This is a genomic window from Spirillospora sp. CA-128828 (genome assembly GCF_050945415.1).
In the GTDB taxonomy this organism is placed as follows: Bacteria; Actinomycetota; Actinomycetes; order Streptosporangiales; family Streptosporangiaceae; genus Spirillospora.
Window position 1 is genome coordinate 7,671,511 of the sequence record NZ_CP191986.1, and the last position, 24,971, is coordinate 7,696,481.

Below are 24,971 nucleotides of genomic sequence, written 5' to 3' on the forward strand. Positions count from 1 at the left end.
CCATCCGAAACTCCGGATCCCGTCGTGCCACGGCGGCGCCCTTGTCGTGCTCCTTGCGCGCCACCGCGGTCTCGGCCGAGACCGGCTACCACATCCGGCTCCGCGCACCCTTCAGAGCACACGGGCACCGCCTGTGATTTGAGGCACTCTATTGGAAGAAGGTCTAAGAAGCGAGTACTTACATCTGGTTTTGTCCGAAGCTACGATCAGCCGGTGCAGACGAAGGCGCGACGAGGCGTAGACGAGGACATGGACGACGGCGTGGACCCGCTGGTCATGGGCGTGCGGGACCGGTGGGAGGGCCAGGGGCTGCGCGGCGATCCCTGGCCGTTCCTGGCGATCTGCTCGGTCGGGCGGCTCAACCAGCTGCTCAAGAAGGCCCTGGACATCGAGCTGAAGCGGCTGGACCTCACCCGGACGGGGTACTTCCTGCTGACCACCCTCGCGCTGACCGTCCACGGGCGGGCGCGGCTGAGCACGCTCGGCCGGATCCTGATGATGCACCCGACGACGGTGAAGCTCACCGTGGACCAGCTGGAGGCGGCCGGGCTCGTCAGCCGCGCCCGGCACCCCCGCGACCGGCGCGCCACGCTCGTCGAGATCACCGCCGCGGGACGCGAGCGGGCCAACGAGGTGAGCCTGGCGCTGGAGTCGCCGGGCGGCGCCCTGGAGGTGTTCGACGGGATGCACCGCGACCTCTTCGAGGCGCTCCAACCGGCGCGCCTCGCCGCCGGCGATGTGGAACTGCTGAACCCGGGTGCGGGACGGAGACGGTCCCGCCGCGATGGGTGAACCGCGTACCCTACGGTCCACGTATCTGCTCTTCGACGACACGACACCCGGGCGATAAGGCAGTCTTCTCCTATGCCACAGAGTCACGGCACTCGCAGACGTCCCAGTGAAAAGGCCGACGGCGCTCCGGGGGGCGCGCGAGGTCGTCGCTCCTCGAAACGCGGCGCCACCAGGCAGAACACCCGCTCCGGACGGGTGCCGCCACCGAGGACGGCGCCCGAGGCGCACGGCGGCCCGGATCCGTACGGGTCCGGCCCGTACGGGCCGGACGACCCCCGCGAACCGTACGCGGCGGAGGAGCCCCGCTCCCCGCGCGGGAAGCGGCGGGTGCGGCGGGCGCTCACCAGCAACGTCACCATCACTGTCGCGGCGATCGGGGTGCTGGGCGCGGCGCTGACGGTGGTCGACCTCGGCAGCTTCGTGGACGGCGGGACCAAGCCGCCGAAGGCCGCCTCCGCCGGCCTGTCCACCAACGACATGCTCACCAAGCTGACCTCGGCGTCCGACATGGACAAGGTGGCGGCCGACGTCATCGCGAACGCCAAGAAGCGGGCCTACGAGGAGCACCAGCGCGAGCTGAAGCGGCTCAAGGAGAAGGCCAAACGGGACGCGGCGGCGCGGGCGAAGCTGAAGGCGGAGCAGGAGAAGGAGCGGCTCGCCAAGCTGAACCCGAGCGCCGGGCAGAACAAGGCGTACGGCAAGAAGATGAACGCGCTCAAGGGATGGGACCGCTGCTGGCCGTCCCTGCTGACGCTGTGGAACCACGAGAGCGGCTGGAACGAGCGGGCCGAGAACCCGGGCAGCGGCGCCTACGGCATCCCGCAGGCGCTGCCCGGCTCCAAGCTGGCGAGCGCCGGGGCCGACTGGCGCACGAGCTCCCCCACCCAGATCGCGTGGGGCCTCGGCTACATCAAGGCCCGCTACAAGGACCCGTGCGGCGCGTGGGACTGGTGGCAGGCCCACAACTGGTACTGAGCCCCGCCGGACTCGCGCCGCCGCCGGGTCCCGGCGCCCCCGAACTGGCACCATGGAGGCATGCGGACGAGCAGGGCGCGCCAGGCGAACGGCGCGGGTGAGGGCGGGGACCGCGCCGAAGGCGCTCCGGAGGAGGGCGCCGGGAGCCGTCCCGCGTCGCGGGGCAACGGCGAGGGCCGCCAATGGGCACGCGCCGACGCGACCCGGCAGGCGCTGCTGACCGCGGCTCTGCGGGTCTTCGCCGACCGTGGCTACGCCGACGCGGGCATCGCCGAGATCGTCGAGCGCTCCGGCATCAGCGTCGGCAGCCTTTACCACCACTACGGCGGCAAGGCCGGACTGTACGTGGCGCTCTGGGAGGAGCTCACCGCCGAGCAGGAGGCGAGCGCCGCGCAGGCCGTGTCCGCCGCGCGCAAGGACGGCGAGTCCGACCCGATCGCGCTGTTCATCGCGGGCGCCCGCGCCTATCTGCGGGTGTGCTGGGAGCGGCGGGAGGCGGCCCGGCTGTTCCTCGCCGGCGAGGGCCCGTCCGGGTCGTCGCTGATGCGCCGCAGCCGCGCCCAGCACTGGATCGCGCAGAACACCAAGCTGCTGCGCGGCTCGTCCGCCGGGGAGCCCGCCGGACGCCCGGAGCAGGTGCTGAGCCTCGTGCTCACCACGGTGATCGGCGAGGCCGGACGGGAGATCGCCACCGCGGAGAACGAGGCGGAGTCCGCGGAGATCATCGACGAGGTGTGCCGCATCCTGATCCGCCTGGCCCGCTGATGGCACTCGGGACGGTCGTGCTGACCGGCGCGGCCGGACGGGTCGGCACCGCGCTGCGGACGCCGCTGCGCGACGAGGCGGAACGGCTCGTGCTCGCCGACCGCGCGCCGCTGCACGTGGAGGCGCCGAACGAGGTCGTCCACCGTACGGACCTCTCGGACCCGGCCCGGATCGTCGAGGGCGCGGACGCGATCGTCCATCTGGCCGGGGTGCCGGACGAGGCGCGGTTCCCCGACCTGGTCGAGGGCAACATCCTCGGAACCCAGCGCGTCCTGGAGGCCGCGCGGGTCACCGGCGTCCCGCGCGTCGTGCTCGCCAGCAGCAACCGGCTGACCGGCTGCTACCCGTCCACCGAGACCGTGTCGCCCGCCATGCCACCGCGGCCGGACGGCCTGTACGGGGTGAGTAAGGTCGCCGTCGAGGCCCTCGGCCGCCTCTACGCCGACAAGTTCGGCCTGGACGTGGTGTGCCTGCGCATCGGCAGCCTCGAACTGCATCCTTCCGAGCCCCGGCACCTCGCCACCTGGCTGAGCCACCGCGACTGCGCGGGGTTCGTCCTTGCCGCGCTGACCGTGCCGTCGCCGGGGTTCCTCGCCGCCTACGCGGTGTCCGCCAACGCGCGCCGCTTCTGGGAACTCGATGCGCGGCTGGGCTACGAACCGCGCGACGATGCGGCGTCCTACGACATCCCGGACACTTTTGTCAGGGACGGCGTGCCACAGGGCGGCGATTTCGCGTCCGCCGAGTTCACGCTCCCCTACCTGGGCTGAACGGCGGGCGCGGGTGATGTTTTGGGTCACACGGGACTCGATGGACCGTTATCCTGACGTTCTGGTTACCGGTTCCTGACGGAAAGTCGAAGGGGTCCATGCCGACGTCGACCTGGTTCCGCCTCAACGTCGCCAAACGTGAGCGGGTGCTCGAAGTGGCGATGCGCGAGTTCGGGGAACACGGGTACTCGACGGGCAGCCTGAACACCATCGCGCGCGAGGCCGGGATCGCCAAGGGCTCGCTCTTCCAGTACTTCAGCGACAAGCTGGAGTTCTTCGCGTTCGTGTGCGACGAGACGTCCCGCCGCATCCGCGAGGAGATGGAACGCCGCATCGAACGGATCGACTTCGACCAGAGCATCGACGAGTGGCTGTTCGACGTCCTGTGCGACTGGACCGAGTACATGGCCGACCACCCGCTGGAGCGCGGCGTCACCGCGGCCACGAACTTCGAGCTCGACAACAGCGTCCGGTCCGTCGTCCGCGACACCGCCAACCAGCACTACCTGCAGGTCATCCACCCGACGCTGGAGGTGTGGAAGGCGCAGGGCGGCATCCGCGAGGACGCCGACCTCGAAGTCCTCGCCACCTGGCTGATGATGATCCTGCCCTTCCTCGCGCTCGCCCCCTACTACGACGGCCTCGACCCGATCCACGACCTGCGCGGCCGCACCCCGGCCGAGCAGCGCCCGGTGATCCGGCAGCTCCTCGCGGGCTTCCGCCCGATGTTCGCCCCCGGCAAGTGACCCGCGCGGGTCAGTCCTCGATTTCGGCGACGAGGACGTCCATGTGGCGGGCGGCGTAGCGGGCGGGCGGCGGGAGCTCGGCGGCGTCGGAGGCGGTCAGCACGCGCGGGTTGCCGATCCGGCGGGCGCGGCCGAGGCGCTCCACCCCGCCGCGCCCCTCGGCGAGAAGGTTGCGGACCCAGTCGGCGTCCCGCCCGTACGGCAGGCCGACGATGAGCCGGTCGCCGCTGCGGAACGCGGTCACCGGCGTCCGGTACTCGCGTCCCGAGCGGCGCCCCCGGTGCACGATCACGGCGAAGGGCGGCAGGTAGGGCGCGTAGACGCCCTGCACCCGGTTCGTGACCACCTTGTTGAAACGGGCGACCGATCGCGGCATCAGCGGTTTCATGATGCCTCCATGGTTAGCACGTCCGGGCCGGTCCTCAGCGGGTGAGGATGAACTCCTCGGCCCTCGCCCTGCGGGAGCCCGCCCAGAACTCGAAGGTGTGGCCCGGCCAGATGGTGCGGTTCACGCCCTTGTCGTCCAGGTACCAGCTGTCGCAGCCGCCCTCGTTCCAGACGGCGCGGCGCAGGCGCTTCTGCATGCGGTCGTTGAAGCGGCGGGCGGCCTCGGCCTTCGGCTCGATGGTGTCCGCGCCGGACTCCCGCAGCAGGCGCAGGCAGTTCAGCACGTGCTGGATCTGCACCTCGATCATGAAGACGACGGAGTTGTGGCCGAGGCCGGTGTTCGGGCCGAGCAGCATGAAGAAGTTCGGCATGCCGGGGATCGTGGTGCCGCGGTGCGCCTCGATGCCGTCCGCCCAGATCTCCTGGAGCTTGGTGCCGTTCCGGCCGGTGACGCGCAGCTCGTTGAGGGCGTCGGTCACCTTGAAACCGGTGCCGTAGATGATGCAGTCGACCTCGTGCTCACGCCCGTCCTCGGTGACGATGGAATTCTCACGGACCTCGGCGACGCCGGACGTCTCGACCTCGACGTTCGGGCGGGTGAGCGCCGGATAGTAGTCGTTGGACAACAGGATCCGCTTGCAGCCGATCGTGTAGTCCGGTGTGACCTTGGCGCGCAGTTCCGGGTCGGCGATGTGCTTCTCGATGTGCCGGCGGGCGATGCGCTCCTGCGGGGCGGACAGCCTCGGGTCGATGGTGAAGCCGACGGCGCGGGCCTCCAGGGCCCAGTAGATGCCGTCCCGGAACGCCCGCGCGGCACCCGGGATCTTCGCGAACGCCGTGCGGACGGGCGCCGGGATGGCGACGTCGGGCTTCGGCTGGACCCACGGCGGCGTCCGCTGGAAGACGACGAGCTCGGACGCCCGCTCGGCCAGCTTCGGAACGAACTGGATCGCGGAGGCCCCCGTGCCGATGACGGCGACGCGCTTGCCGGTGAGGTCGTAGGAGTGGTCCCACTCGGCGGAGTGGAACGCCGTGCCGCGGAAGCGCTCGATGCCGGGCAGGTCCGGATAGGACGGGACGTGCAGCGCGCCGACGCCGGACACGATGGCCTTCGGGGTGAGGACCGTCCCGTCCGCGAGCGCCACGTTCCAGCGCCGGGCGTCGTCGTCGTACTCCATGGAGTCGACGGCCGCGCCGAAGCGGATGTGCTCGCGCACCCGGTACTTGCGGGCGGTGCGCTCCAGGTAGGCGCGGATCTCGGGCTGCGGCGCGAACATCCGCGTCCAGCCGGGGTTCAGCTCGAAGGAGAAGGAGTACATGTGCGAGGGAACATCGCAGGCGCATCCGGGGTAGGTGTTGTCATGCCACGTCCCTCCGAGCGCTTCGCTCTTCTCCAGCACGACGAAGTCGTGGAAACCGGACCGCTTGAGCCGGATCGCCATGCCGAGGCCGGCGAAGCCGGAGCCGATGATGACGATCGCCGGGGCGCGCTCGCTCATGACCCCTCCTCTCGGATAACCTACTTCGGGTAAGTTACCCGGAGTAGGTTACTGACGGTAGGTCCAACAGATATGAGTGGCGCCACACCGCGGCCACCGTCGCGCCGGCGCCGGATGTCCCGGGCCGAGCGCGAACGGCAGATGCTGGACGTGGCGGAGCAGGTGTTCAGCGAGCGCGGCTACCAGGCCGCCTCGATGGACGAGATCGCCGAGCGCTGCGGGGTCTCCAAGCCGATGCTGTACGAGTACTTCGGCTCCAAGGACGGCCTGCTCGTGGCGTGCGTGAGCCGCTCCAAGGCCGAGTTGTTCGAGGTCACCCAGAAGGCCATGGCCGCCGCCACCGTTCCCGAGGACATCCTGCGGCGCGGGATGGCCGCCTACTTCCGGTTCATCGACGAGCACAGCAGGTCGTTCGCGATGCTGCTGCGCGAGCCGATGGCCGCGTCGGCCGAGGCCATCACGGCCATGGAGGAGACCCGGCGGCAGCAGAGCACGCTGATCGCGGGAGTGCTGGCGACGTTCGCGCCGGCCGCGCCCGCCGCGGCGATCGAGGCGTACACGCAGATCATCATGGGCGCGAGCGAGCGGCTGGCGCTGTGGCAGACCGGCCGTCCCGACGTGTCGGCGGAGGACGCGGCCCGCTACATGACCGACTTCTGCTGGAAGGGACTCAACCCCTATCTGGTCTCCGGGGAAGCGCGTCCAGAGCCCCGATGAGCAGGTCGAGGCCGAACTCGAAGTCGGTCTCGGGATCGTGCGCGGTCAGCACGGGCCTGTAGGCGATGACATGCGGGAACTCCTCCGGGTCGAGACGGGCCCATGACTCGGCGCCGGTCTCGGCCAGGTGGCCGAGCATCTTCGCCACCCCGAGCTCGCGCATCTGCGCGCCGAGCGCGTAGGCGATCAGTGCCCGCATGATCCGCACGGCGGTCTCGCCGTCGAAGCCCGCCGCGTCCGCGAGCGCCAGGGCGCGCTCGGCGGGACGCAGCCCCACCGGCGTGTCGACCTTGTGGGTGAGGACGATCGACATGCAGCGCGGATTGTCGTGGGCGACCTTCCGGAACGCCCGGACGAGAGCGCGCGCACGCTCCTGCCAGGGCTCGGCCGGGTCGTCCTCCAGTTCCAGCCCCGCGACCACGTGCTCGGCGACGCCCTCGAGCAGCGCGCCCTTGTTCGGGACGTGGTTGTAGAGGGACATCACGGCGACGTCCAGTTCGGCGGCCACCCGGCGCATCGACAGTGCGTCCGCGCCCTCCCGCTCGATCAGCGCGACCGCCGCCTGGACGATGCGCGCGCGGGTCAGGCCCGGGCGCGGAGTGTCGGAGGTCACACGCTCCGCCATCGGCTTCCGCCCTTTCTCGCCGTTGACACGGCCGAGTGCCGCGTGCCACCGTACGTACATTGTACGTGAGACGTACATTGTACGTTTCCGGCTCGGGGAGGACGCCCAATGTCGACCCATGACCTGTACACCGCTCCCGTCCCGTCCGAGACCTGGAAGGTGCCGATGACCGGCGACGCCAGGTTCACCTGGGAGTACGACGACGGACGCGACCGCCTGCTCGCCCTCTACCAGAAGGGCAAGGACAAGCAGTGGGACTCCGTCAAGCGCATCGACTGGGACCTTGAGGTCGACCCGCACGACGCCCTCGGCGTCCCCGACCAGTCCCTCGCCATCTACGGGACGAAGTACTGGGACATGCTGTCGGAGAAGGAGCGCGGCGAACTCCGGCGGCACTCCACGTCGTGGCAGTTCTCCCAGTTCGTGCACGGCGAGCAGGGCGCGATGGTCACCGCCGCCCGGATCGTGGAGTCGGTACCGGACCTCGACTCCAAGTTCTACTCCGCCACCCAGACCATGGACGAGGCTCGCCACGTCGAACTGTTCACGCGGTTCCTGCACGAGAAGGTCGGGATGGTCTACCCGATCAACACCAAGCTGCAGGACCTGCTGAACGAGACCCTCACCGACTCCCGCTGGGACATGCCCTACCTCGGCATGCAGGTGCTCATCGAGGGTCTCGCGCTCGCCGCGTTCGGCGTCATCCGCGACATCACCACCAAGCCGCTTCCCAAGCAGATCCTCGCCTACGTCATGCAGGACGAGGCGCGCCACGTCGCGTTCGGCCGGCTGGCCCTCCGCGACTACTACAAGCAGCTCTCGCCGGCCGAGCTGCGCGAGCGCGAGGACTTCGTCATCGAGGGCTGCTACCTGATGCGCGACCGCATCCGCGGCCGGGAGATCTGGACCAACTTCGGCATCGACCCCAAGGAGGTCGACGAGATGGTCGAGAACTCGCCGTACATGCGGATGTTCCAGAGCCTGCTGTTCAGCCGCATCGTCCCGTGCGTGAAGGACATCGGGCTCTGGAGCGAGCGCATCCAGCAGACCTACGACGACATGGGGGTCCTGGACATGTCCAAGGCCGACCTCGAAGCCCTCATGAACCAGGACGAGGAGATCGCCGAGAAGCTCGACACCGAACGGTTCGCGGCCGAGGAGGCGGCCCGCAAGGCCGAGGTCGACGACGTCATCGCGGACGCCGGGGCGGGCTGAGTACGTTTGGATCAGTCGATCCGCACACCTCGGAGGTCTGGATGCCACTGGCGCATTTCGATGGAGCACTCGCCGTCGTCACCGGAGCCGGCAGCGGGATCGGCCGGGCCATCGCCCTCGCGCTGGCGGAGAGCGGCGCGAGCGTCGTCGCGGCGGACATCGACCTGCCCGCCGCCGAGCGGACGGCCACCCTGGCCAAGACGCTCGGCGCGGGCGGCACCGCCTACGAGGTGGACGTGGCGGACCGCGCCGCGATGGAGACCTTCGCCGCCGAGGTGAAGGAGGCCCACCGGGTCCCCGACATCGTCGTCAACAACGCGGGCATCGCGGTCGCCGGCTCCTTCCTCGACACCGGCGTGGAGGACTGGGACCGCATCCTCGGCGTGAACCTCTGGGGCGTCGTGCACGGCTGCCGCCTGTTCGGCAGGCAGATGCGCGACCGGGTCCACGCCTTGCCCAACAAGCCCGACAAGCCGAACTTCGGCGGGCACATCGTCAACATCGCGTCCGCCGCCGCGTACACCCCGTCGCGCGCGCTGCCCGCCTACTGCACGACGAAGGCCGCGGTCCTCATGCTCAGTGAGTGCCTGCGCGCCGAGCTGGCCGGCTCCCGCATCGGCGTCACCGCCGTCTGCCCCGGCTTCGTCAGCACCGACATCGTCGAGCACGGCACCTACGTCGAGGGTGACGCCCAGGCCAGGGAGCGCATCCGCAGCCGCGGCAACAAGGCGATCAGGCTCCGCAACTACCCGCCGGAGAAGGTGGCCGAGCGGGTCGTCCACGCCATCGTCAAGAACAAGCCGGTGGTCCCCGTCAACTTCGAGGGCCACCTCCTGCACACCCTGTCGAGGGTGTCCCCCGCCTCCCTGCGCCTCCTGGCCCGGATCCCCGCCGGGGGCTAGGGGTTCCGCCGCACGGCCATTTTCTCTCGACGTCGAACCGATTTTTAGAAAATGGTTCATGAATGGCCGTCATTGGTCCGGGCGGCGAACAGCAGAAGGGCCGCGGAGCGGGGTCCACTCCGCGGCCCATCGGCGAGTTCGGGCTGGCTGACCTGGGACTCACCTCACCCAGGACACTCCTGACGACTGCACGGTCACGTCGTCGACCTCCTCCTCCCAGGCACTGTCAGCACACCGATCCCAAGCCTGGCGCGGGAGCTTGATCGGCGCACCCCTCCCCTTTCTCGAACACCTTAGAAGCTGTTGACAGAAAACATGCCATGATCGGCCGATTCAGGTCAGAAACGATTTAGCACGCCGAGAACTTCGCGGGCGACGGCGGCCGCCGTGACGAGGCAGGCCGGCTCCCGCTCGTCCTGCGCGGCCCGGCCCGGTGCCCGCTCGCCGTAGCTGACCGTGAAGACCGCGTTGCGGGTCCTCGCCGTGACCTGCCCGACGACGTTCTGCTCCCCATCGTCGGCCTTGGACCAGTGGTACGCCTCGTCCCCGATGCCCGGCTCGCGGTCCAGGCTGATCGTCCGGGCGGGTGAGGCGTCGTGCGCTTGCGCCCACTGCGCGTCGTAGTAGCCCTCGGCGTCCTGGACCGGGGTCACGGTGCCGTCCGGCACGTACAGGTGCGCTTCGACCCGCAGCCAGCGGGACGCCGAGCCTGCCGTGGTGTACGTGCACGTGGTGAGCGTCGAGTTCGCGCGCTGCCGCGGCTGCGCCTTCGGGACCGTCCGCTCGACCGTGGCCGCGGACACCGTCCCGCACGGCGCGGGCAGAGCGGTGATCACCTGTCCGGGAGACGCCGGCCCGCTCGGCCGCGCGGCCGTCACCGGCGCCGCCTCGTGCCCGCGCCGCCCCGGCGCCAGCAGGAAGACCGTCCCCGCCGCGACGGCGAACACGACGGCTCCCACGAGCATCGCGAGCGTCTTCCTCGGCCTGCGCGCCGGGGCCGGCGGCTCCGGCCCGGCGTACGGCCGGTGGAACGGCTCGATCGGACGTTGAAGGCCCACGCCCCGCTCCTCACTCCCCCGTCTCGGTCCACCGGCCGGTTTCAACGCGGACGGCCCCGCCGCCCCTGACCAGGCCCCCGCCCGATGCCCCTTGTCGGACCCCGTGGTCACAATGAGGGTGTGCTGATAGCGGACATCACGCGGACGTCAGAGGCGGTCGCCGGGACCTCCGGCCGCAAGGCCAAGGTATCCGCGCTCGCCGAGTGCCTGCGCGCGGCCGATCCGGGCGAGGCCGCCATCGTGGTCGCCTATCTGTCCGGTGAGCTGCCGCAACGCCAGATCGGGGTCGGGTACGCGTCGCTGCGGGACGTTCCGCCGCCGGCACCGGAGCCGTCTCTGACCGTTCTGGAGGTCGACACGTCGTTCACCGAGATCGGTGCGGTCTCGGGCGCGGGGTCGGTCGCCCGGCGGCGCGAGCTCGTCGCGGCGGTGCTGGGCCGCGCCACCCGCGCCGAGCAGGGATTCCTCATCCGGCTGCTGGCGGGCGAGCTGCGGCAGGGTGCGCTGGACGGGGTGATGGCCGAGGCGATCGCGGCGGCGGCCGGGGTACCCGCCGCCGAAGTGCGACGGGCGGTCATGCTGCGCGGGTCGCTGGGACCGGTGGCCACGGCCGCCCTCGGCGACGGCGTCGAGGGGCTGCGCGGGTTCGGCCTGGAGGTCGGACGGCCCGTCAAGCCGATGCTCGCGGCGTCGGCACCGTCCGTCGAGGAGGCGCTCGGCAAGCTCAAGGCCGAGGCGGCGGTCGAGTGGAAGCTCGACGGGATCCGCGCGCAGGTGCACGTGTCCGGCGGCGAGGTGCGGGTGTTCACCCGGACGCTGGACGAGATCACCTCGCGGCTCCCCGAGGTCGTCGAGGCCGTGCGCGGCCTGCCCGTCCGCGAGGCCGTGTTCGACGGCGAGCTCATCGCCCTGCGCCCGGACGGCCGCCCGCACCCCTTCCAGGTGACCGCCGCCCGCACCGCCACCCGGACTGCGAAGAACACCGAGCCGGTCCCCCTCAGCGTGTTCCTCTTCGACGTGCTTCACCTCGTCCCTGCCGGCGGCGGTTCGGGGGGTGATCTGCTGGACGCGCCCGGGGCGGAGCGGAATGCGGCGCTGGCGCGGGTGGTGCCGGAGGAGTTGCGGATGCCGCGGGTGGTGACGGGCGACCAGGAGCGGGCCAAGGAGGTGTTCGACGAGGCCGTGGCGCGCGGGCACGAGGGCGTCGTCATCAAGTCGCTCGACACCCCGTACACGGCCGGCCGGCGCGGCGCCGGCTGGATCAAGGTCAAGCCGCGGCACACCCTCGACCTCGTCGTCCTCGCGGTCGAGTGGGGGCACGGCCGCCGCGAGGGGCTGCTGTCCAACCTGCACCTCGGCGCCCGCGACCCCGAGACCGGCGGCTTCGTCATGCTCGGCAAGACGTTCAAGGGCCTCACCGACGAACTGCTCGCCTGGCAGACGGAGAAGCTCCGCGAGCTGGCCGTGCGGGAGGACTCCTGGACGGTCCACGTCCGTCCCGAACTGGTCGTCGAGATCGCCTTCGACGGCGTCCAGCACAGCCCCCGCTACCCCGGCGGCATCGCGCTCCGCTTCGCCCGCGTCCTGCGGTACCGGCCCGACAAGTCCGCGTCGGAGGCCGACACGATCGAAACCGTGCGCGCCGTCGCCCCCGTCATGGACTAGCCCGGCCGGGCTCGTCCCGAACCGGCGCCGTTCCACTCAGCGGAGCCGGACCGGCAGGATCCCTTGGCTCCGGCCGGGATCGTTCCCCGGGCCGAGGGCCGGGCGGGGGTTCCTCCTCTGGACCCGGCCGCCTCCGCCTGGACGCGGCGCGCGTTCTCGCCGAGGACGCGGCCCTGCCGCGGGTTCGGGACAGGGTTCGGCGCCGCGTGCGGGCCTCCGCCCTCCGCTCGGCCCACTTGGCAGCCGTGCGCTGGGCGCGGGGAACGGTTCCGCGCTCGCCGTCCGTCGCGGCCCTGCGCGCCGCACGGCGCTCGGACCGGCGTCCGACCCGGCGTTCGGCGCGGGCCGCGGCCTTGCGTTCGGCGCGGGCCAGCCGGCGGCGGGCCCGCTCGGCGGCCTCGGTGCGGCGTTGCAGCAGTTCGGGCGGGATGAGGTCGTGCCGTCCCGCGATGAACTCCTGCACCCAGATCTTGGCCTGGATGAGCGGCCGCCGGAACAGCCTCTCCCGCCGGACGGCCCGCTGGTACTTGCGCGAGTCCGGGCCGTACCGCCAGCGCGACCAGGGCGAGCCCGGCCGCGCCACCCGCACCGCGCCGACGATCAGCAGCGCGGGCACGAACAGCCCGATGAGGCCCGTCCAGATCTTGCCCTTCAGCAGCGTGATCACGGCGAAGACGAGGTTGACGACGAGGGACGCGACATAGACGCGGGTCAGGATGCCGGTGCCCGGGTCGGGCGCGATCCCCTCGTACCCGAGCGGGCGGATACCGAGCAGCAGCAGCCCGGTCACCGCGATGGCGACGAACACGGCGTCGACGGACGCGCGGCCCTTCTCCGTCCAGTAGACGTCGCTCAGATGCAGGATCAGCGCGAACTCGTCCAGGACGAGCGCGGAGCCGGTCCCGAACACGACCGCCGCGGCCACGTTGAGGCCGACATAGGCGTCCGGAACGGCGAGGCTCCCCACGCCGCCCAGCAGCATCAGCACCACGCCGAACACGACGTGGTGGATGTGCAGGTCACCGGCCGTCACGTTGCGGAACCACCAGCGCACGTTCGCGCGGATCAGCCGGACGTTCACCCGCGTCAGCACGAAAGTGACCAGGAACGCGACGAAGAAACCGAACAGCGGCAGCCGCCCGGCCTCCACGATGCGTTCGTCGAACATCTCGATCATCTCCCCCCGCAGCCTCCATGATGCCCGGTGACATGCGCGGATATCGTGGGACCTGCCGATCATCGACGATCCAGGAGCAAACCGTTGTGAGCCGCATCGTGGACCGCTGCGATCCCGGGTACCGGGCGTGGATCGCCGAGGCGATCCGGCGGGTCGACGCCGACGCCAACCGCAGCGCCGACACGCACCTGCACGTGTTCCCGCTGCCGCCGGAGTGGGGCATCGACCTGTACCTGAAGGACGAGTCCGTCCACCCGACGGGTTCGCTGAAGCACCGGCTCGCGCGGTCGCTGTTCCTGTACGGGCTGGCGAACGGCTGGATCCGCGCGGACACGACGATCATCGAGGCGTCCAGCGGGTCGACGGCGGTGTCGGAGGCGTACTTCGCGCGGCTGCTCGGCCTGCCGTTCGTCGCGGTGATGCCCGCCTCGACCAGCCCGGAGAAGATCCAGCTGATCGAGTTCCACGGGGGCCGCTGCCATCTGGTGGACGACCCGTCCTCGATCTACGACGAGTCGCGGCGCCTCGCCGCCGAGTGCGGCGGGCACTTCATGGACCAGTTCACCTACGCCGAACGGGCGACGGACTGGCGCGGCAACAACAACATCGCCGAGTCGATCTTCGAGCAGATGCGGCTGGAGCGGTTTCCAGAGCCGTCCTGGATCGTGGTCGGCGCCGGCACCGGCGGGACGTCCGCGACGATCGGCCGGTACGCCCGCTACCGGATGTTCCAGACGCGGCTCGCGGTCGTCGACCCCGAGGGTTCGGCGTTCCACGGCTCGTTCGCCGACGGCGACCCGGAGCGGACGGCGGCCGGCTCGCGGATCGAGGGCATCGGCCGGCCGCGGGTCGAGCCGTCCTTCCTGCCGACGGTGATCGACCGGATGATCCGGGTGCCGGACGCGGCGTCGATCGCGGCGATGCGCTGGACGAGCGAGGTCGGCGGACGGGACGTGGGCGGCTCCACCGGAACCAACATGTGGGGCGCGGCGGAGCTGATCGCGCAGATGCGGGCGCGCGGGGAGCGCGGCAGCGTCGTCACGCTGATCTGCGACGGCGCGGAACGCTACGCGGGCACCTACGGGTCGGACGCGTGGCTCGCCGCGCGGGGCCTCGACATCGCGCCCTACCTGGCCGCGCTGAACGTCTTCCTGAAGACCGGCGAGATGCCGGACATGCCATGACCCGGCCGGCCACGGCCCCCTAGCCCGTGACGCGTACCGGGTTGAACAGGTCGGCGTAGATCAGCAGGCCGCCCATGACGATCAGGACCACCGCCATCACGTATGTCACCGGCAGCGCCTTGGCGACGTCCACGTAGCCGGGGTCGGGACGGCGGAAGATCCGGGCGAACAGCTTCTTGATCGCCTCCAGCACGGCGCCGGCGATGTGGCCGCCGTCCAGCGGCAGCAGCGGGACGAGGTTGAACAGCCCGACCGCCAGGTTGAGCGAGCCGAGCAGCATCACGAAGAAGGAGACCTTCTGCGTGCCGGTGAAGTCGTCGGACGCGGCGACCTCGCCGCCGATCCGGCTGACGCCGACGACGCCGATCGGGCCGTTCGGGTCGCGTTCCCCGCCGCCGAACGCCGCGTTCCAGACGCCGACCATCTTCTGCGGCATCCGCACCAGGGCGCCCGTGGTGCGGGCGGTGAGGTCGCCCATCGTGCTCGCGACCGCGCCGGGGCCCTCGCGCGTGATCGCGCTGTCCGGCGTGATGCCGAGGAACCCGACGTTGACGACCTTGTCCGGGTCCTTCAGGTCGTACATCTGGTTGCGGGTGATCGGCACGTTCAGCCGCACGTCCTGGCCGTCGCGCCGGACCGTCATCGGGACGGTCTGCCCGCCGGCCCCGCGGATCAGCTGCTGCAGCTGCTCGTAGTCGTCGACCTTGTGTCCGGCGAAGGCGACGATCCGGTCACCGGCCCTGAGCCCGACCTGCCCGGCGGGCGTCGGCGCCGCGTTCGCCGGGCACGTGGTGACCTTGGCGCTCGCCGGCACCATGCACTCGGCGACCTCCTTGATCACCGGCTGGGGCTGGCTGGTGCCGATGCCCATCAGCAGGATCGAGAAGAAGAACACCGAGAGGAGCAGGTTCATCGCCGGCCCGCCGAACATGATGAGCAGCTTCTGCCACCACTTCTTGCCGTAGAAGACGCGGTCCTCGTCACCGGGGCGGACCTCCTCCAGCGCCGCGCCGCGGGCGGACTCGATGAGCCCCTGCCAGGGGCCCGTGCTGATCCGCCGGACCTGCCCGGGGGCGTCCCCCTTGCGCGGCGGCAGCATCCCGATCATGCGGATGTAGCCGCCGAGCGGGATCCATTTGACCCCGTACTCCGTCTCGCCCTTCTGCTTCGACCACATCGTCGGCCCGAAGCCGACCATGAACTGGGTCGTCCGCACCTTGAAGAGCTTGGCGAACGAGAAGTGCCCGAGTTCGTGCAACGCGATGGACACCAGCAGGCCGAAGAAGAGGATCAACGCTCCAGCCAGGTAGTAGACCATGCGGCATGCCCCTCCGGTCGTGCACCCCGCGCCGGGGGGTGATCTCCAGCAATCACCTCAGAGTACGTCACCGGCCCCGATCCGGTTGAGGCTATCCGAGGAAGCCGCGCAGGAGGGCGGCGGTGCCCTCCAGATGCTCGGCCACGGCGCGGCGGGCGGCCTCCGGGTCGCCGGCGAGGACGGCCTCGACGATCGCGGCGTGCTGGAAGGACGCGTGCTCGATGTTGGGCCCGAGGACGGGGATGGCGTTGAGCAGGTCGGTCACCCGCATCCGGGCGTCCGCGCAGGCCGCCGAGAGCAGCGCCGACTCGGTCATCTCGGCGATCGTCAGGTGGAAGAGGGTGTCGAGGCGACGGTAGGCGTCCGGCCCGGCGGCGTCCAGTTCGGCCAGCCGGGTGCGCAGCAGCTCGCGCTGGGCCTCGGTGAGCCGGGCCGTGGCGAGTATCTGGGCGGCGCCGGTCTCCACGGCCATGCGGAAGGTGAGTGTGTCGTTGAGGTCGTCGCCCATCTGGGCGAGGGCGCGCTTCAGATCGGACTGGCGCGGCTTCGGCCGCTCGTAGGTGACGAACGTCCCGCCGAACCGTCCCCGGCGGGACTCCACGTACCCCTCCTGCTGGACGGCCCGGATCGCCTCGCGCAGGGTGACGCGGCTGACGCCGAGCAGCGGCGCCAGCTCCCGTTCGGGCGGCAGCCGCTCGCCGCGGTCGACGACGCCGAGCTTGATCGCCTGAAGCAGCCGCTCGACGGTCTCCTCGAAGGCGTTGCCCGTCCGGACGGGACGGAACACAGCGCTCGCGGCGAGGTCGGGCAGGGCCGGATCCGGCTCGGGCATGACCGTCCTTCGGGGCCGCGGGGGTCGGGAAGTTCCACGTTACAGGTGCGTTTCGGCGCGCTCAGGGTCTTGACGGGAGCGCCGCCGCAAATATTAATGGTCTGTTGTTAGCCCATTAAGGGCGGCACGACCCCCTGGACGAGGAGGTGCTCGTGAGCATCGACGAGCACAAGGCTTCCGCCGGCCCCGACCCCATGTCCGACGACGAGAAACGGCTGCACGAACTGGGCTACGCCCAGGAGCTCAGCCGGTCCATGTCCGGTTTCTCCAACTTCGCTGTCTCGTTCACCATCATCTCGGTGCTGAGCGGCTGCCTGACGTCCTACACCATCGGCCTCAAGGGCGGCGGACCCGCCGTCATCACCTGGGGCTGGCTCGGCGTCGGCGCCATGACGCTGCTGGTCGCGCTCGCGATGGCCGAGGTCTGCTCCAGCTACCCGACCGCGGGCGGCCTCTACTACTGGGCCGCCAAGCTGGCCCGGACGAACGGCCCCGCGTGGTCGTGGTTCACGGGCTGGTTCAACTTCATCGGCCAGGTCGCCGTGACGGCGGCCATCATCTACGGCTCCGCCGCGTTCCTGAATCCCCTGCTGGACCTCCAGTTCGGGTTCGACGTGTCGCTCGGCCACACGTTCCTCCTGTTCGCGGTCCTGCTGGTCGTGCACGCGCTGCTCAACCAGTTCGGCGTCAAGATCGTGTCGCTGCTGAACAGCGTCAGCGTGTGGTGGCACGTCCTCGGCGTCGCGATCGTCGTCGGCGTGCTGGCGATCAAGCCGTCGCACCACCAGTCGGCCGGGTTCGTCTTCTCCGAGTTCGTGAACGAGACCGGCTGGCAGTACGGGGCCTACGCGGCGCTGATCGGCCTGCTGCTCTCGCAGTACACGCTGACCGGGTACGACGCGTCGGCCCACATGACGGAGGAGACGCACGACGCGGCGCGGTCCGGCCCGAAGGGCATCGTGAACTCGGTGCTGATCTCGGTCGTGGCCGGCTGGATCCTGCTGCTCGGCGTCACGTTCGCGATCCAGGACTACGGCAAGGCGGTCGAGGGCGGCCCGGCCGAGATCTTCATCGCGGCCACCGGCGAGACGACCGGCAAGCTGCTGATCCTCGTGTCGTTCGGCGCGCAGTTCTTCTGCGGGATGGCCTCGGTGACGGCGAACTCCCGGATGATCTACGCGTTCTCGCGGGACGGGGCGCTGCCGTTCTCGTCGTTCTGGCACCAGATCAACAAGCGGAGCAGGACCCCCACCAACGCGATCTGGCTGGCCGCCGGGGGCGCGTTCGTGCTGGCCCTGCCCGCGATCTGGAACCTCACCGCGTACCTGGCCGTCACGTCCGTCGCGGTCATCGGCCTCTACATCGCCTACGTGATCCCGACGTACCTGCGGCTGCGGCAGGGCGCCGACTTCCGGGCGGGGCCGTGGAACCTCGGCCGCTGGAGCAGGCCCATCGGCACGCTCGCGGTGGTGTGGGTGGTGTTCGTCTCGGTGGTGTTCATGCTGCCGCCCGCGAACCCGATCACCAAGGACTCCTTCAACTACTCGCCGATCGCGATCCTGGTGGTGCTGGGCGGAGCCGCGCTGTGGTGGGTGCTGTCGGCCCGCAAGTGGTTCAAGGGCCCGAAGGTGCAGGGCAGCGCCGAAGAACTGGCCGCCATCGAGCAGGAACTCCAGTCGCTCGGTTAGGAGACTGAGAACGTGACCACATCCCTCACCCTCGACGAGTTGCGCGAGGAGGCGGCGGCGGGCCGGATCGACACCGTGATCGTCGCGATCACCGACATGCAGGGGCGCCTCCAGGGCAAGCGGCTCTCGTCCCGCTTCTTCCTGGAGGAGGTCGTCGGGCACGGCTCGGACGGCTGCAACTACCTCCTGGCGGTGGACGTCGACATGAACACGGTGGACGGCTACGACATGTCGTCCTGGGACACCGGCTACGGCGACTTCGTGATGCGTCCCGACCTCGCCACCCTCCGGCGGATCCCCTGGCAGGAGGGGGCCGCACTCGTCCACGCGAACATCGCCGCGGAGGACGGCACCGGCGTGGGGCCCTCGCCCCGGCAGATCCTCTGGCGCCAGCTCGACAGGCTGGCCGAGCGGGGCTGGGGCGCCTACGTCGGGACGGAACTGGAGTTCATCGTCTACAAGGACTCCTACGAGGACGCCTGGGGGAAGGCGTACCGCGACCTCACCCCGGCCAACCAGTACAACGTGGACTACTCGCTGCTCGGGGGCGCCCGCGTCGAACCACTGCTGCGCCGGATCCGCAACGGCATGACCGGCGCGGGGATGTACGTGGAGTCGGCCAAGGGGGAATGCAACCTCGGCCAGCATGAGATCGCGTTCCGCTTCGACGAGGCCCTGCGCACGTGCGACAACCACGTCCTCTACAAGACCGGCGCCAAGGAGATCGCCGCCCAGGAGGGCATGTCGATCACCTTCATGGCCAAGCCGAACGAGCGGGAGGGCAACTCCTGCCATGTCCACCTCTCGCTGCGGTCCTCGGACGGGTCGCCGGTGCTGGCCGGGGACGGCCCGCACGGGCTGTCCCGGCTCGGCGAGCACTTCATCGCGGGCCAGCAGGCGTGCCTGCGCGACTTCACGCTGCTGTACGCGCCGAACATCAACTCCTACAAGCGCTACCAGCCCGGCTCGTTCGCGCCGACCGCGATCAAGTGGGGCGTCGACAACCGGACGTGCGCGCTGCGGCTCGTCGGCCACGGGCCGTCCCTGCGCATCGAGAACCGGGTGCCCGGCGGCGATGTCAACCCGTACCTCGCGGTCGCCGCGATGATCGCGTCCGGGCTGCACGGCATCGAGAACGAGCTTCCGCTGGAAGAGCCGTTCGTGGGCAACGCCTACGCGACCGACGCCGACACCGTCGTCGGGACGCTCCGCGACGCCGCCGCCGACTGGGGCCGCAGTTCCCTGGCCCTGGACGCCTTCGGGAAGGAGGTCGTCGAGCACTACGCCAACTACGCCCGCGTCGAACTCGACGCCTACGACCGAGCGGTCACCGACTGGGAGATGTTCCGCGGCTTCGAGCGGTTGTGAGGCTCTTGTTGACGGGTGACGAGTTCGACGTCGTGAATCCGGCCACCGAGGAGGTCATCGAGCGCGTTCCGCTGGCGTCGGCCGAGGACGTGGACGCGGCCGTGGCGCGAGCCCGGCGGGCGTTTCCTCCCTGGCGGGACGTGGCGCCTGGAGATCGGGCCCGGTTGTTGCGGGCGTTCGCCGATCTCGTGGACGCGCATGCGGACGAGCTGGCCGCCCTGGAAGTGCGCAACGCCGGGCATCCGATCGGGCAGGCGCGCTGGGAGGCCGGGAACCTGCGGGACGTCCTGCACTACTACGCGGCGGCGCCGGAACGGCTCGCCGGACGGCAGATCCCGGTGCCGGGCGGTCTGAACGTGACGTTCGCGGAGCCGCTCGGTGTCGTGGGCGTGATCGTCCCGTGGAACTTCCCGATGCCGATCATGGGCTGGGGGCTGGCGCCGGCGCTGGCGGCGGGCAACGCCGTCATCGTCAAACCGGCCGAGCTGACACCGCTGACCGCGCGGCGGGTCGGCGAGCTGGCGCTGGAGGCCGGGCTGCCCGAAGGCGTGGTGCAGGTGCTGCCGGGCGCGGGCCCGGTGGCGGGACGGCGGCTGGTGGAGCACCCGGACGTCCGGAAGATCGTGTTCACCGGGTCGACGCGGGTCGGCACGGAGATCATGGCGGCGTGCGCGCCGGGTGTGAAGCGGCTGACGCTGGAGCTCGGCGGCAAGAACGCCAACATCGTGTTCGCCGACGCCGACCTGGAGAAGGCCGCCGCGACCGCGCCCTCCGCGGTGTTCGACAACGCCGGGCAGGACTGCTGCTCGCGCTCCCGGATCCTCGTGGAGCGGCCGGTGTACGACCGGTTCCTCGAACTCCTGGAGCCCGCCGTCCAGGGGGTCGTGGTCGGTGACCCCCGGGATGAGAAGACCGAGGTGGGGCCGCTGATCAGCGCGGCGCACCGGGAGAAGGTCGCCTCGTACGTCCCGGACGACGCGCCTGTGCTGATCCGGGGGTCGGCGCCGGAGGGACCGGGGTTCTGGTTCCCGCCGACCGTACTGGCCGGGCCGTCCTGCACGGCGCTTCCGTCCTGGCAGGACGAGGTCTTCGGGCCGGTCGTCACCGTCGTCCCGTTCGAGGACGAGGCGGACGCGATCCGGCTCGCCAACGACACGCCCTACGGCCTGTCCGGCTCGATCTGGACTCGCGACGTCGGGCGCGCCCTGCGCGCGTCCCGGGCCGTCGAGGCCGGGAACCTGTCGGTGAACTCGCACTCGGCCGTCCGCTACTGGACGCCGTTCGGCGGGTTCAAGCGGTCGGGCCTCGGCCGCGAGCTCGGCCCGGACGCCCTCGACGCGTTCACCGAGACCAAGAACGTCTTCATCTCCACCGAGCAATGACAGGAGTGACATCCATGCAGCGTCTGGAGGGCCGGGTGGCCGTCGTGACCGGCGGCGCGGGCGGCATCGGCCTCGCCACCGTGCGCCGCTTCGCACAGGAGGGCGCCCGGGTCGTCGTCGCCGACGTGGACGAGACCGCCGGCAAGACCGCGGCGGACGAGCTGGACGGCCTTTTCGTCAAGGTGGACGTCACCGTGGAGGACGAGGTCGCGGCGCTCTTCCGGACCGTCCACGACGCCTACGGGCGCATCGACGTGGCGTTCAACAACGCCGGCATCTCCCCACCGGACGACGACTCGATCCTGGAGACGGGCCTGGACGCGTGGAAACGCGTCCAGGAGGTCAACCTCACGAGCGTGTACCTGTGCTGCAAGCACGTCATCCCCTACATGCTCGACCAGGGCAAGGGCTCGATCATCAACACGGCGTCGTTCGTGGCCAAGATGGGCGCGGCGACGTCGCAGATCTCCTACACCGCGTCCAAGGGCGGCGTGCTGGCGATGTCGCGGGAGCTGGGCGTGCAGTTCGCGCGGCAGGGCGTCCGGGTCAACGCGCTGTGCCCCGGCCCGGTCAACACTCCCCTCCTGCGGGAACTGTTCGCCAAGGATCCGGAGCGGGCGGCGCGGCGGCTCGTCCACGTCCCGGTGGGACGGTTCGCCGAGGCGTCCGAGATCGCCGCGGCCGTCGCGTTCCTGGCGTCGGACGACGCGTCCTTCATCACGGCCTCGGAGTTCCTCGTGGACGGCGGCATCTCCGGCGCCTACGTCACCCCGCTGTGAGGTGAGCTGCCACAACCCCGCGGCAACCTGCCATGAGCACAGCAGGGGCCCTTGGGTCTGCGGGGAGAGAAATGCAATAATCGACACCGCCGATGATCCCGTGCGGGAGAGTCCCTGGCAGCCGGCCGGGGACGCCGAAGGAGCAAATCCTCCCCGGAACCTCTCAGGCCCACGGACCGCACGGGCCAGGCGACCTCTGGAAAGCGGGGACCGCGGTCCCCCGCCGAAGGTGAAAGCCCGCCGGGCAGGCGGGTGAAGCTCTCAGGCGCCGATGACAGAGGGGGAGGCACCGAGACGCCCGGTGCGCGAGTGGGACGATGGACCACGCGCGCCCGTGACGAAGGAGCCGAACCCATGTCCGCCGATCCGATCCCCAAGAAGACGCCGCTGCACGACGTCCACCAGGACCTCGGCGCGAATCTCGTCGACTTCGCCGGCTATCTGATGCCGCTGCGCTACGCGAGCGAGACCGCCGAGCACCAGGCCGTCCGCACCGGGGCGGGGCTGTTCGACCTGTCGCACATGGGGGAGATCTTCCTCTCCGGTCCGGGCGCGGGCGCCGCGCTCGACTTCGCGCTGGTCGGGAACCTGTCGCCGATGCCGGTCGGCAAGGCCCGCTACACGATGATCTGCGGGCCGGACGGCGGCGTCCTGGACGACCTGATCGTCTACCGGCTGGCCGACGACACCTGGATGGTCGTCGCGAACGCCGCGAACGCCGCCGTCGTCCGGGAGGCGCTGACCGAGCGGGCCGCGGGCTTCGAGGCCGCCGTGGAGGACCGTTCCGCGTCGTACGCGCTGATCGCCCTGCAGGGCCCGCGTTCGCAGACGATTCTCGAAGGCTTCACCGAGGCGCCGCTCGCCGGCCTCAAGTACTACGCGATCCTCGCCGGGCGGGTCGCGGGCGTCGACGCGCTCGTCGCCCGCACCGGCTACACCGGCGAGGACGGTTTCGAGCTGTTCGTGGACGCGTCCGACGCCGTCGCGCTGTGGAGGGCGCTCGCCGCGGTGGACGGGGTCGTCCCGGCCGGGCTGTCCGCCCGCGACACGCTGCGCCTGGAGGCGGGCATGCCGCTGTACGGGAACGAGCTGACCGCGGAGACCACCCCGTTCGAGGCCGGCCTCGGCCGGGTCGTGAAGCTGGACAAGCCGGGCGACTTCGTCGGAAAGACCGCCCTGGCGGCGCAGGCGCAGACCCCGCCGGGCCGTAGGCTCGTGGGGCTGGTCGCGCGGGGGCGTCGCGCGCCTCGCAAGGGGTACCAGGTCGTCACGTCCGGCGGCACGCCGTGCGGGGTCGTGACGAGCGGCGCCCCGTCGCCCACACTGGGCACGCCGATCGCCATGGCCTACCTCGACAGCGGCGTCGGGGAGACGGGCCTCGCCGTGGACGTCCGCGGCCGGCACGAGCCGGTGGACGTGGTCGAGCTGCCGTTCTACAAGCGTTCCTGAAAGAGAGAAGTGATCGTGAGCGTTCCTGAGGAGCTCCGCTACAGCGAGGAGCACGAGTGGGTGTCGGGCCTCGGCGGCGAGGACGGCATCGTCACGGTCGGCATCACCGCGCACGCCGCCGACGCCCTCGGCGAGATCGTCTACCTCGAGCTGCAGCCCTCCGAGGGCGACGCCGTCGAGGCGGGCGAGCCGTGCGGCGAGGTGGAGTCGACCAAGTCGGTCAGCGACATCTACTCCCCCGTCAGCGGCGAGATCACCGCGATCAACGGTGCCGTGGTGGACGAGCCGAAGGTCATCAACGACGACCCGTACGGCGAGGGCTGGATCTTCAAGGTCCGCATCTCGGAGGAGCCGGGCGACCTGCTCGACTCCGCCGCCTACGACAAGCTGATCGAGGAGTCATGACGTTGTACGACTCGCTCGCGACCGCGGACCCGGAGGTCGCCGAGGCGGTCACCGCCGAGCTGCGGCGGCAGCAGAACACCCTCGAAATGATCGCGTCGGAGAACTTCGCGCCGGTCTCGGTGCTGGAGGCGCAGGGCTCCGTCCTCACCAACAAGTATGCCGAGGGCTACCCGGGCCGGCGCTACTACGGCGGCTGCGAGTACGTCGACGTCACCGAGCAGCTGGCCATCGACCGGGCCAAGGAGCTGTTCGGCGCCGACCACGCGAACGTCCAGCCGCACAGCGGGGCCCAGGCCAACACGGCGGTCTACTTCGCGCTGCTCCAGCACGGCGACACCATCCTCGGCCTCGACCTCGCGCACGGCGGGCACCTCACGCACGGGATGCGGCTGAACTACTCGGGCAAGGTGCTGAACGTGGTGCCGTACCACGTCCGCGCCGAGGACGGCCTGGTCGACATGGACGAGGTCGCCTCGCTCGCGGCCGAGCACCGGCCCAAGATGATCGTGGCGGGCTGGTCGGCGTACCCGCGGCAGCTCGACTTCGCGGCGTTCCGGGAGATCGCCGACTCGGTCGGAGCGCTGCTCATGGTCGACATGGCGCACTTCGCGGGCCTGGTCGCGGCCGGCCTGCACCCGTCGCCGGTCCCGTACGCCGACATCGTCACGACCACGACGCACAAGACGCTCGGCGGACCGCGCGGCGGCCTGATCCTCGCCCGCGAGGAGTACGGCAAGAAGATCAACTCCGCGGTGTTCCCGGGCATGCAGGGCGGCCCGCTGGAGCATGTGATCGCCGCGAAGGCGGTCGCCCTCAAGATCGCCGCGTCGGACGAGTTCAGGGCCCGGCAGGAGGCCACCGTCGAGGGCGCGCGGCTGCTCGCCGAGCGTCTCCTCGCCGAGGACTCCGCCAAGGCCGGCGTGAAGGTGCTGACGGGCGGGACCGACGTGCACCTCGTGCTGGTCGACCTGGTGGACTCCGAGCTCACCGGACGGGACGCCGAGGACCGCCTGCACGAGATCGGCATCACGGTCAACCGCAACGCGGTGCCGAACGACCCGCGCCCGCCGATGGTCACGTCCGGTCTGCGGATCGGCACGCCCGCCCTCGCCACCCGCGGCTTCACCGCCGCGGACTTCGCCGAGGTCGCGGACGTCATCGCGCTGGCCCTCCAGCCGTCCTACGACCGGGACGCCCTGGCGGCGCGCGTGACGGCCCTCGCCGAGAAGCACCCCCTGTACCCGAACCTCTGACGTCACCGTGCCCCCTCCGT

Annotated in this window: 24 protein-coding genes and 2 riboswitches; of the genes, 17 read left to right on the top strand and 7 right to left on the bottom strand. The window is 70.8% G+C overall.

Annotation, left to right across the window (positions count from 1 at the left end; translation table 11 throughout):
* Positions 1–213: 213 nt before the first annotated feature.
* From ACQPXG_RS36840 to ACQPXG_RS36860, 5 genes are all read left to right on the top strand, one after another.
* Positions 214–792: a MarR family winged helix-turn-helix transcriptional regulator gene (locus ACQPXG_RS36840; RefSeq protein WP_433463759.1), complete on the top strand. Its 579-nt coding sequence runs from the start codon at positions 214–216 to the stop codon at positions 790–792.
* 195 nt (positions 793–987) lie between these two features.
* Positions 988–1,767 carry a lytic transglycosylase domain-containing protein gene (locus ACQPXG_RS36845; RefSeq protein ID WP_433463760.1) on the top strand — a complete coding sequence of 260 codons (780 nt, stop codon included), beginning with the start codon at positions 988–990 and terminating at the stop codon, positions 1,765–1,767.
* Between the two features lie 60 nt (positions 1,768–1,827).
* Positions 1,828–2,532 carry a TetR/AcrR family transcriptional regulator gene (locus ACQPXG_RS36850; RefSeq protein WP_433463761.1) on the top strand — a complete coding sequence of 235 codons (705 nt, stop codon included), beginning with the start codon at positions 1,828–1,830 and terminating at the stop codon, positions 2,530–2,532.
* Entirely contained in the window at positions 2,532–3,302 is a 771-nt protein-coding gene (locus tag ACQPXG_RS36855) for an NAD-dependent epimerase/dehydratase family protein (protein ID WP_433463762.1), read from the top strand. Before ACQPXG_RS36850 ends, ACQPXG_RS36855 begins: the two co-directional genes overlap by 1 nt.
* Positions 3,303–3,400: 98 nt before the next feature.
* Positions 3,401–4,048 carry a TetR/AcrR family transcriptional regulator gene (locus ACQPXG_RS36860; protein ID WP_433463763.1) on the top strand — a complete coding sequence of 216 codons (648 nt, stop codon included), beginning with the start codon at positions 3,401–3,403 and terminating at the stop codon, positions 4,046–4,048.
* 10 nt (positions 4,049–4,058) lie between these two features.
* Here ACQPXG_RS36860 and ACQPXG_RS36865 read toward each other — a convergent pair whose 3' ends face one another.
* Together ACQPXG_RS36865 and ACQPXG_RS36870 are read right to left on the bottom strand one after the other, a co-directional pair.
* A complete protein-coding gene (locus ACQPXG_RS36865; protein ID WP_433463764.1) occupies positions 4,059–4,436 on the bottom strand; it encodes a nitroreductase family deazaflavin-dependent oxidoreductase in 378 nt (125 codons plus the stop codon).
* A gap of 34 nt (positions 4,437–4,470) precedes the next feature.
* A complete protein-coding gene (locus ACQPXG_RS36870) occupies positions 4,471–5,934 on the bottom strand; it encodes a flavin-containing monooxygenase (RefSeq protein ID WP_433463765.1) in 1,464 nt (487 codons plus the stop codon).
* Positions 5,935–6,048: 114 nt separating this feature from the next.
* Here ACQPXG_RS36870 and ACQPXG_RS36875 point away from each other — a divergent pair, with 114 nt between their 5' ends.
* A complete protein-coding gene (locus ACQPXG_RS36875) occupies positions 6,049–6,651 on the top strand; it encodes a TetR/AcrR family transcriptional regulator (RefSeq protein WP_433463766.1) in 603 nt (200 codons plus the stop codon).
* Here the strand turns inward: ACQPXG_RS36875 and ACQPXG_RS36880 are convergent.
* Entirely contained in the window at positions 6,605–7,276 is a 672-nt protein-coding gene (locus ACQPXG_RS36880) for a TetR/AcrR family transcriptional regulator (RefSeq protein ID WP_433463767.1), read from the bottom strand. The two genes, ACQPXG_RS36875 and ACQPXG_RS36880, sit on opposite strands and share 47 nt — an antisense overlap.
* 108 nt (positions 7,277–7,384) lie before the next feature.
* Between ACQPXG_RS36880 and ACQPXG_RS36885 the strand changes: the two genes are divergently transcribed.
* Together ACQPXG_RS36885 and ACQPXG_RS36890 are read left to right on the top strand one after the other, a co-directional pair.
* Positions 7,385–8,491, top strand: coding sequence for a ferritin-like domain-containing protein (locus ACQPXG_RS36885; protein ID WP_433463768.1), 1,107 nt, complete (start codon positions 7,385–7,387; stop codon positions 8,489–8,491).
* Positions 8,492–8,532: 41 nt separating this feature from the next.
* A complete protein-coding gene (locus ACQPXG_RS36890) occupies positions 8,533–9,393 on the top strand; it encodes an SDR family NAD(P)-dependent oxidoreductase (RefSeq protein ID WP_433463769.1) in 861 nt (286 codons plus the stop codon).
* A gap of 338 nt (positions 9,394–9,731) precedes the next feature.
* Here ACQPXG_RS36890 and ACQPXG_RS36895 read toward each other — a convergent pair whose 3' ends face one another.
* Positions 9,732–10,451: a hypothetical protein gene (locus ACQPXG_RS36895; protein WP_433463770.1), complete on the bottom strand. Its 720-nt coding sequence runs from the start codon at positions 10,449–10,451 to the stop codon at positions 9,732–9,734.
* A gap of 120 nt (positions 10,452–10,571) precedes the next feature.
* Between ACQPXG_RS36895 and ACQPXG_RS36900 the strand changes: the two genes are divergently transcribed.
* Positions 10,572–12,116 carry an ATP-dependent DNA ligase gene (locus ACQPXG_RS36900; RefSeq protein ID WP_433463771.1) on the top strand — a complete coding sequence of 515 codons (1,545 nt, stop codon included), beginning with the start codon at positions 10,572–10,574 and terminating at the stop codon, positions 12,114–12,116.
* Here the strand turns inward: ACQPXG_RS36900 and ACQPXG_RS36905 are convergent.
* The gene (locus tag ACQPXG_RS36905; RefSeq protein WP_433463772.1) at positions 12,106–13,293 is read right to left on the bottom strand and encodes a hypothetical protein; all 1,188 of its coding nucleotides are present in this window, start codon (positions 13,291–13,293) and stop codon (positions 12,106–12,108) included. The two genes, ACQPXG_RS36900 and ACQPXG_RS36905, sit on opposite strands and share 11 nt — an antisense overlap.
* 86 nt (positions 13,294–13,379) lie before the next feature.
* On the opposite strand from ACQPXG_RS36905, the gene ACQPXG_RS36910 reads away from it, so the two are divergent.
* Complete coding sequence (locus tag ACQPXG_RS36910; RefSeq protein ID WP_433463773.1) at positions 13,380–14,477, top strand: PLP-dependent cysteine synthase family protein; 1,098 nt, start codon at positions 13,380–13,382, stop codon at positions 14,475–14,477.
* Positions 14,478–14,496: 19 nt separating this feature from the next.
* Here the strand turns inward: ACQPXG_RS36910 and ACQPXG_RS36915 are convergent, their stop codons facing one another.
* Entirely contained in the window at positions 14,497–15,795 is a 1,299-nt protein-coding gene (locus ACQPXG_RS36915; protein ID WP_433463774.1) for a M50 family metallopeptidase, read from the bottom strand.
* 91 nt (positions 15,796–15,886) lie between these two features.
* A complete protein-coding gene (locus ACQPXG_RS36920; RefSeq protein ID WP_433463775.1) occupies positions 15,887–16,627 on the bottom strand; it encodes a FadR/GntR family transcriptional regulator in 741 nt (246 codons plus the stop codon).
* Positions 16,628–16,779: 152 nt separating this feature from the next.
* On the opposite strand from ACQPXG_RS36920, the gene ACQPXG_RS36925 reads away from it, so the two are divergent.
* The 7 genes from ACQPXG_RS36925 to glyA all read left to right on the top strand — a co-directional run bounded on the left by ACQPXG_RS36925 (position 16,780) and on the right by glyA (position 24,951).
* Positions 16,780–18,315: an amino acid permease gene (locus ACQPXG_RS36925; protein ID WP_433463776.1), complete on the top strand. Its 1,536-nt coding sequence runs from the start codon at positions 16,780–16,782 to the stop codon at positions 18,313–18,315.
* Between the two features lie 12 nt (positions 18,316–18,327).
* Positions 18,328–19,683: a glutamine synthetase family protein gene (locus tag ACQPXG_RS36930; RefSeq protein WP_433463777.1), complete on the top strand. Its 1,356-nt coding sequence runs from the start codon at positions 18,328–18,330 to the stop codon at positions 19,681–19,683.
* Between the two features lie 8 nt (positions 19,684–19,691).
* Positions 19,692–21,065, top strand: coding sequence for an aldehyde dehydrogenase family protein (locus ACQPXG_RS36935; RefSeq protein ID WP_433463778.1), 1,374 nt, complete (start codon positions 19,692–19,694; stop codon positions 21,063–21,065).
* Between the two features lie 14 nt (positions 21,066–21,079).
* Positions 21,080–21,844 carry a 3-oxoacyl-ACP reductase gene (locus tag ACQPXG_RS36940; protein ID WP_433463779.1) on the top strand — a complete coding sequence of 255 codons (765 nt, stop codon included), beginning with the start codon at positions 21,080–21,082 and terminating at the stop codon, positions 21,842–21,844.
* A gap of 93 nt (positions 21,845–21,937) precedes the next feature.
* A riboswitch (glycine riboswitch) is annotated at positions 21,938–22,033 on the top strand.
* A 4-nt stretch (positions 22,034–22,037) separates the two neighbouring features.
* Positions 22,038–22,125: riboswitch (glycine riboswitch) on the top strand.
* 73 nt (positions 22,126–22,198) lie between these two features.
* A complete protein-coding gene (gene gcvT, locus ACQPXG_RS36945) occupies positions 22,199–23,293 on the top strand; it encodes a glycine cleavage system aminomethyltransferase GcvT (RefSeq protein WP_433463780.1) in 1,095 nt (364 codons plus the stop codon).
* Between the two features lie 15 nt (positions 23,294–23,308).
* Positions 23,309–23,698: a glycine cleavage system protein GcvH gene (gene gcvH, locus ACQPXG_RS36950; RefSeq protein ID WP_433463781.1), complete on the top strand. Its 390-nt coding sequence runs from the start codon at positions 23,309–23,311 to the stop codon at positions 23,696–23,698.
* Positions 23,695–24,951, top strand: coding sequence for a serine hydroxymethyltransferase (glyA, locus tag ACQPXG_RS36955; protein WP_433463782.1), 1,257 nt, complete (start codon positions 23,695–23,697; stop codon positions 24,949–24,951). Before gcvH ends, glyA begins: the two co-directional genes overlap by 4 nt.
* The last annotated feature ends 20 nt before the right edge of the window (positions 24,952–24,971 follow it).

Bases quoted from the DNA above. Each gene is read 5' to 3' on its own strand.
- ACQPXG_RS36850 (WP_433463761.1), top strand. From the start codon at position 1,828: ATGCGGACGAGCAGGGCGCGCCAGGCGAACGGCGCGGGTGAGGGCGGG.
- ACQPXG_RS36855 (WP_433463762.1), top strand. From the start codon at position 2,532: ATGGCACTCGGGACGGTCGTGCTGACCGGCGCGGCCGGACGGGTCGGC.
- ACQPXG_RS36860 (WP_433463763.1), top strand. From the start codon at position 3,401: ATGCCGACGTCGACCTGGTTCCGCCTCAACGTCGCCAAACGTGAGCGG.
- ACQPXG_RS36865 (WP_433463764.1), bottom strand. From the start codon at position 4,436: ATGAAACCGCTGATGCCGCGATCGGTCGCCCGTTTCAACAAGGTGGTC.
- ACQPXG_RS36870 (WP_433463765.1), bottom strand. From the start codon at position 5,934: ATGAGCGAGCGCGCCCCGGCGATCGTCATCATCGGCTCCGGCTTCGCC.
- ACQPXG_RS36875 (WP_433463766.1), top strand. From the start codon at position 6,049: ATGTCCCGGGCCGAGCGCGAACGGCAGATGCTGGACGTGGCGGAGCAG.
- ACQPXG_RS36880 (WP_433463767.1), bottom strand. From the start codon at position 7,276: ATGGCGGAGCGTGTGACCTCCGACACTCCGCGCCCGGGCCTGACCCGC.
- ACQPXG_RS36885 (WP_433463768.1), top strand. From the start codon at position 7,385: ATGTCGACCCATGACCTGTACACCGCTCCCGTCCCGTCCGAGACCTGG.
- ACQPXG_RS36890 (WP_433463769.1), top strand. From the start codon at position 8,533: ATGCCACTGGCGCATTTCGATGGAGCACTCGCCGTCGTCACCGGAGCC.
- ACQPXG_RS36905 (WP_433463772.1), bottom strand. From the start codon at position 13,293: ATGATCGAGATGTTCGACGAACGCATCGTGGAGGCCGGGCGGCTGCCG.
- ACQPXG_RS36915 (WP_433463774.1), bottom strand. From the start codon at position 15,795: ATGGTCTACTACCTGGCTGGAGCGTTGATCCTCTTCTTCGGCCTGCTG.
- ACQPXG_RS36920 (WP_433463775.1), bottom strand. From the start codon at position 16,627: ATGCCCGAGCCGGATCCGGCCCTGCCCGACCTCGCCGCGAGCGCTGTG.
- ACQPXG_RS36940 (WP_433463779.1), top strand. From the start codon at position 21,080: ATGCAGCGTCTGGAGGGCCGGGTGGCCGTCGTGACCGGCGGCGCGGGC.
- gcvT (WP_433463780.1), top strand. From the start codon at position 22,199: ATGTCCGCCGATCCGATCCCCAAGAAGACGCCGCTGCACGACGTCCAC.
- glyA (WP_433463782.1), top strand. From the start codon at position 23,695: ATGACGTTGTACGACTCGCTCGCGACCGCGGACCCGGAGGTCGCCGAG.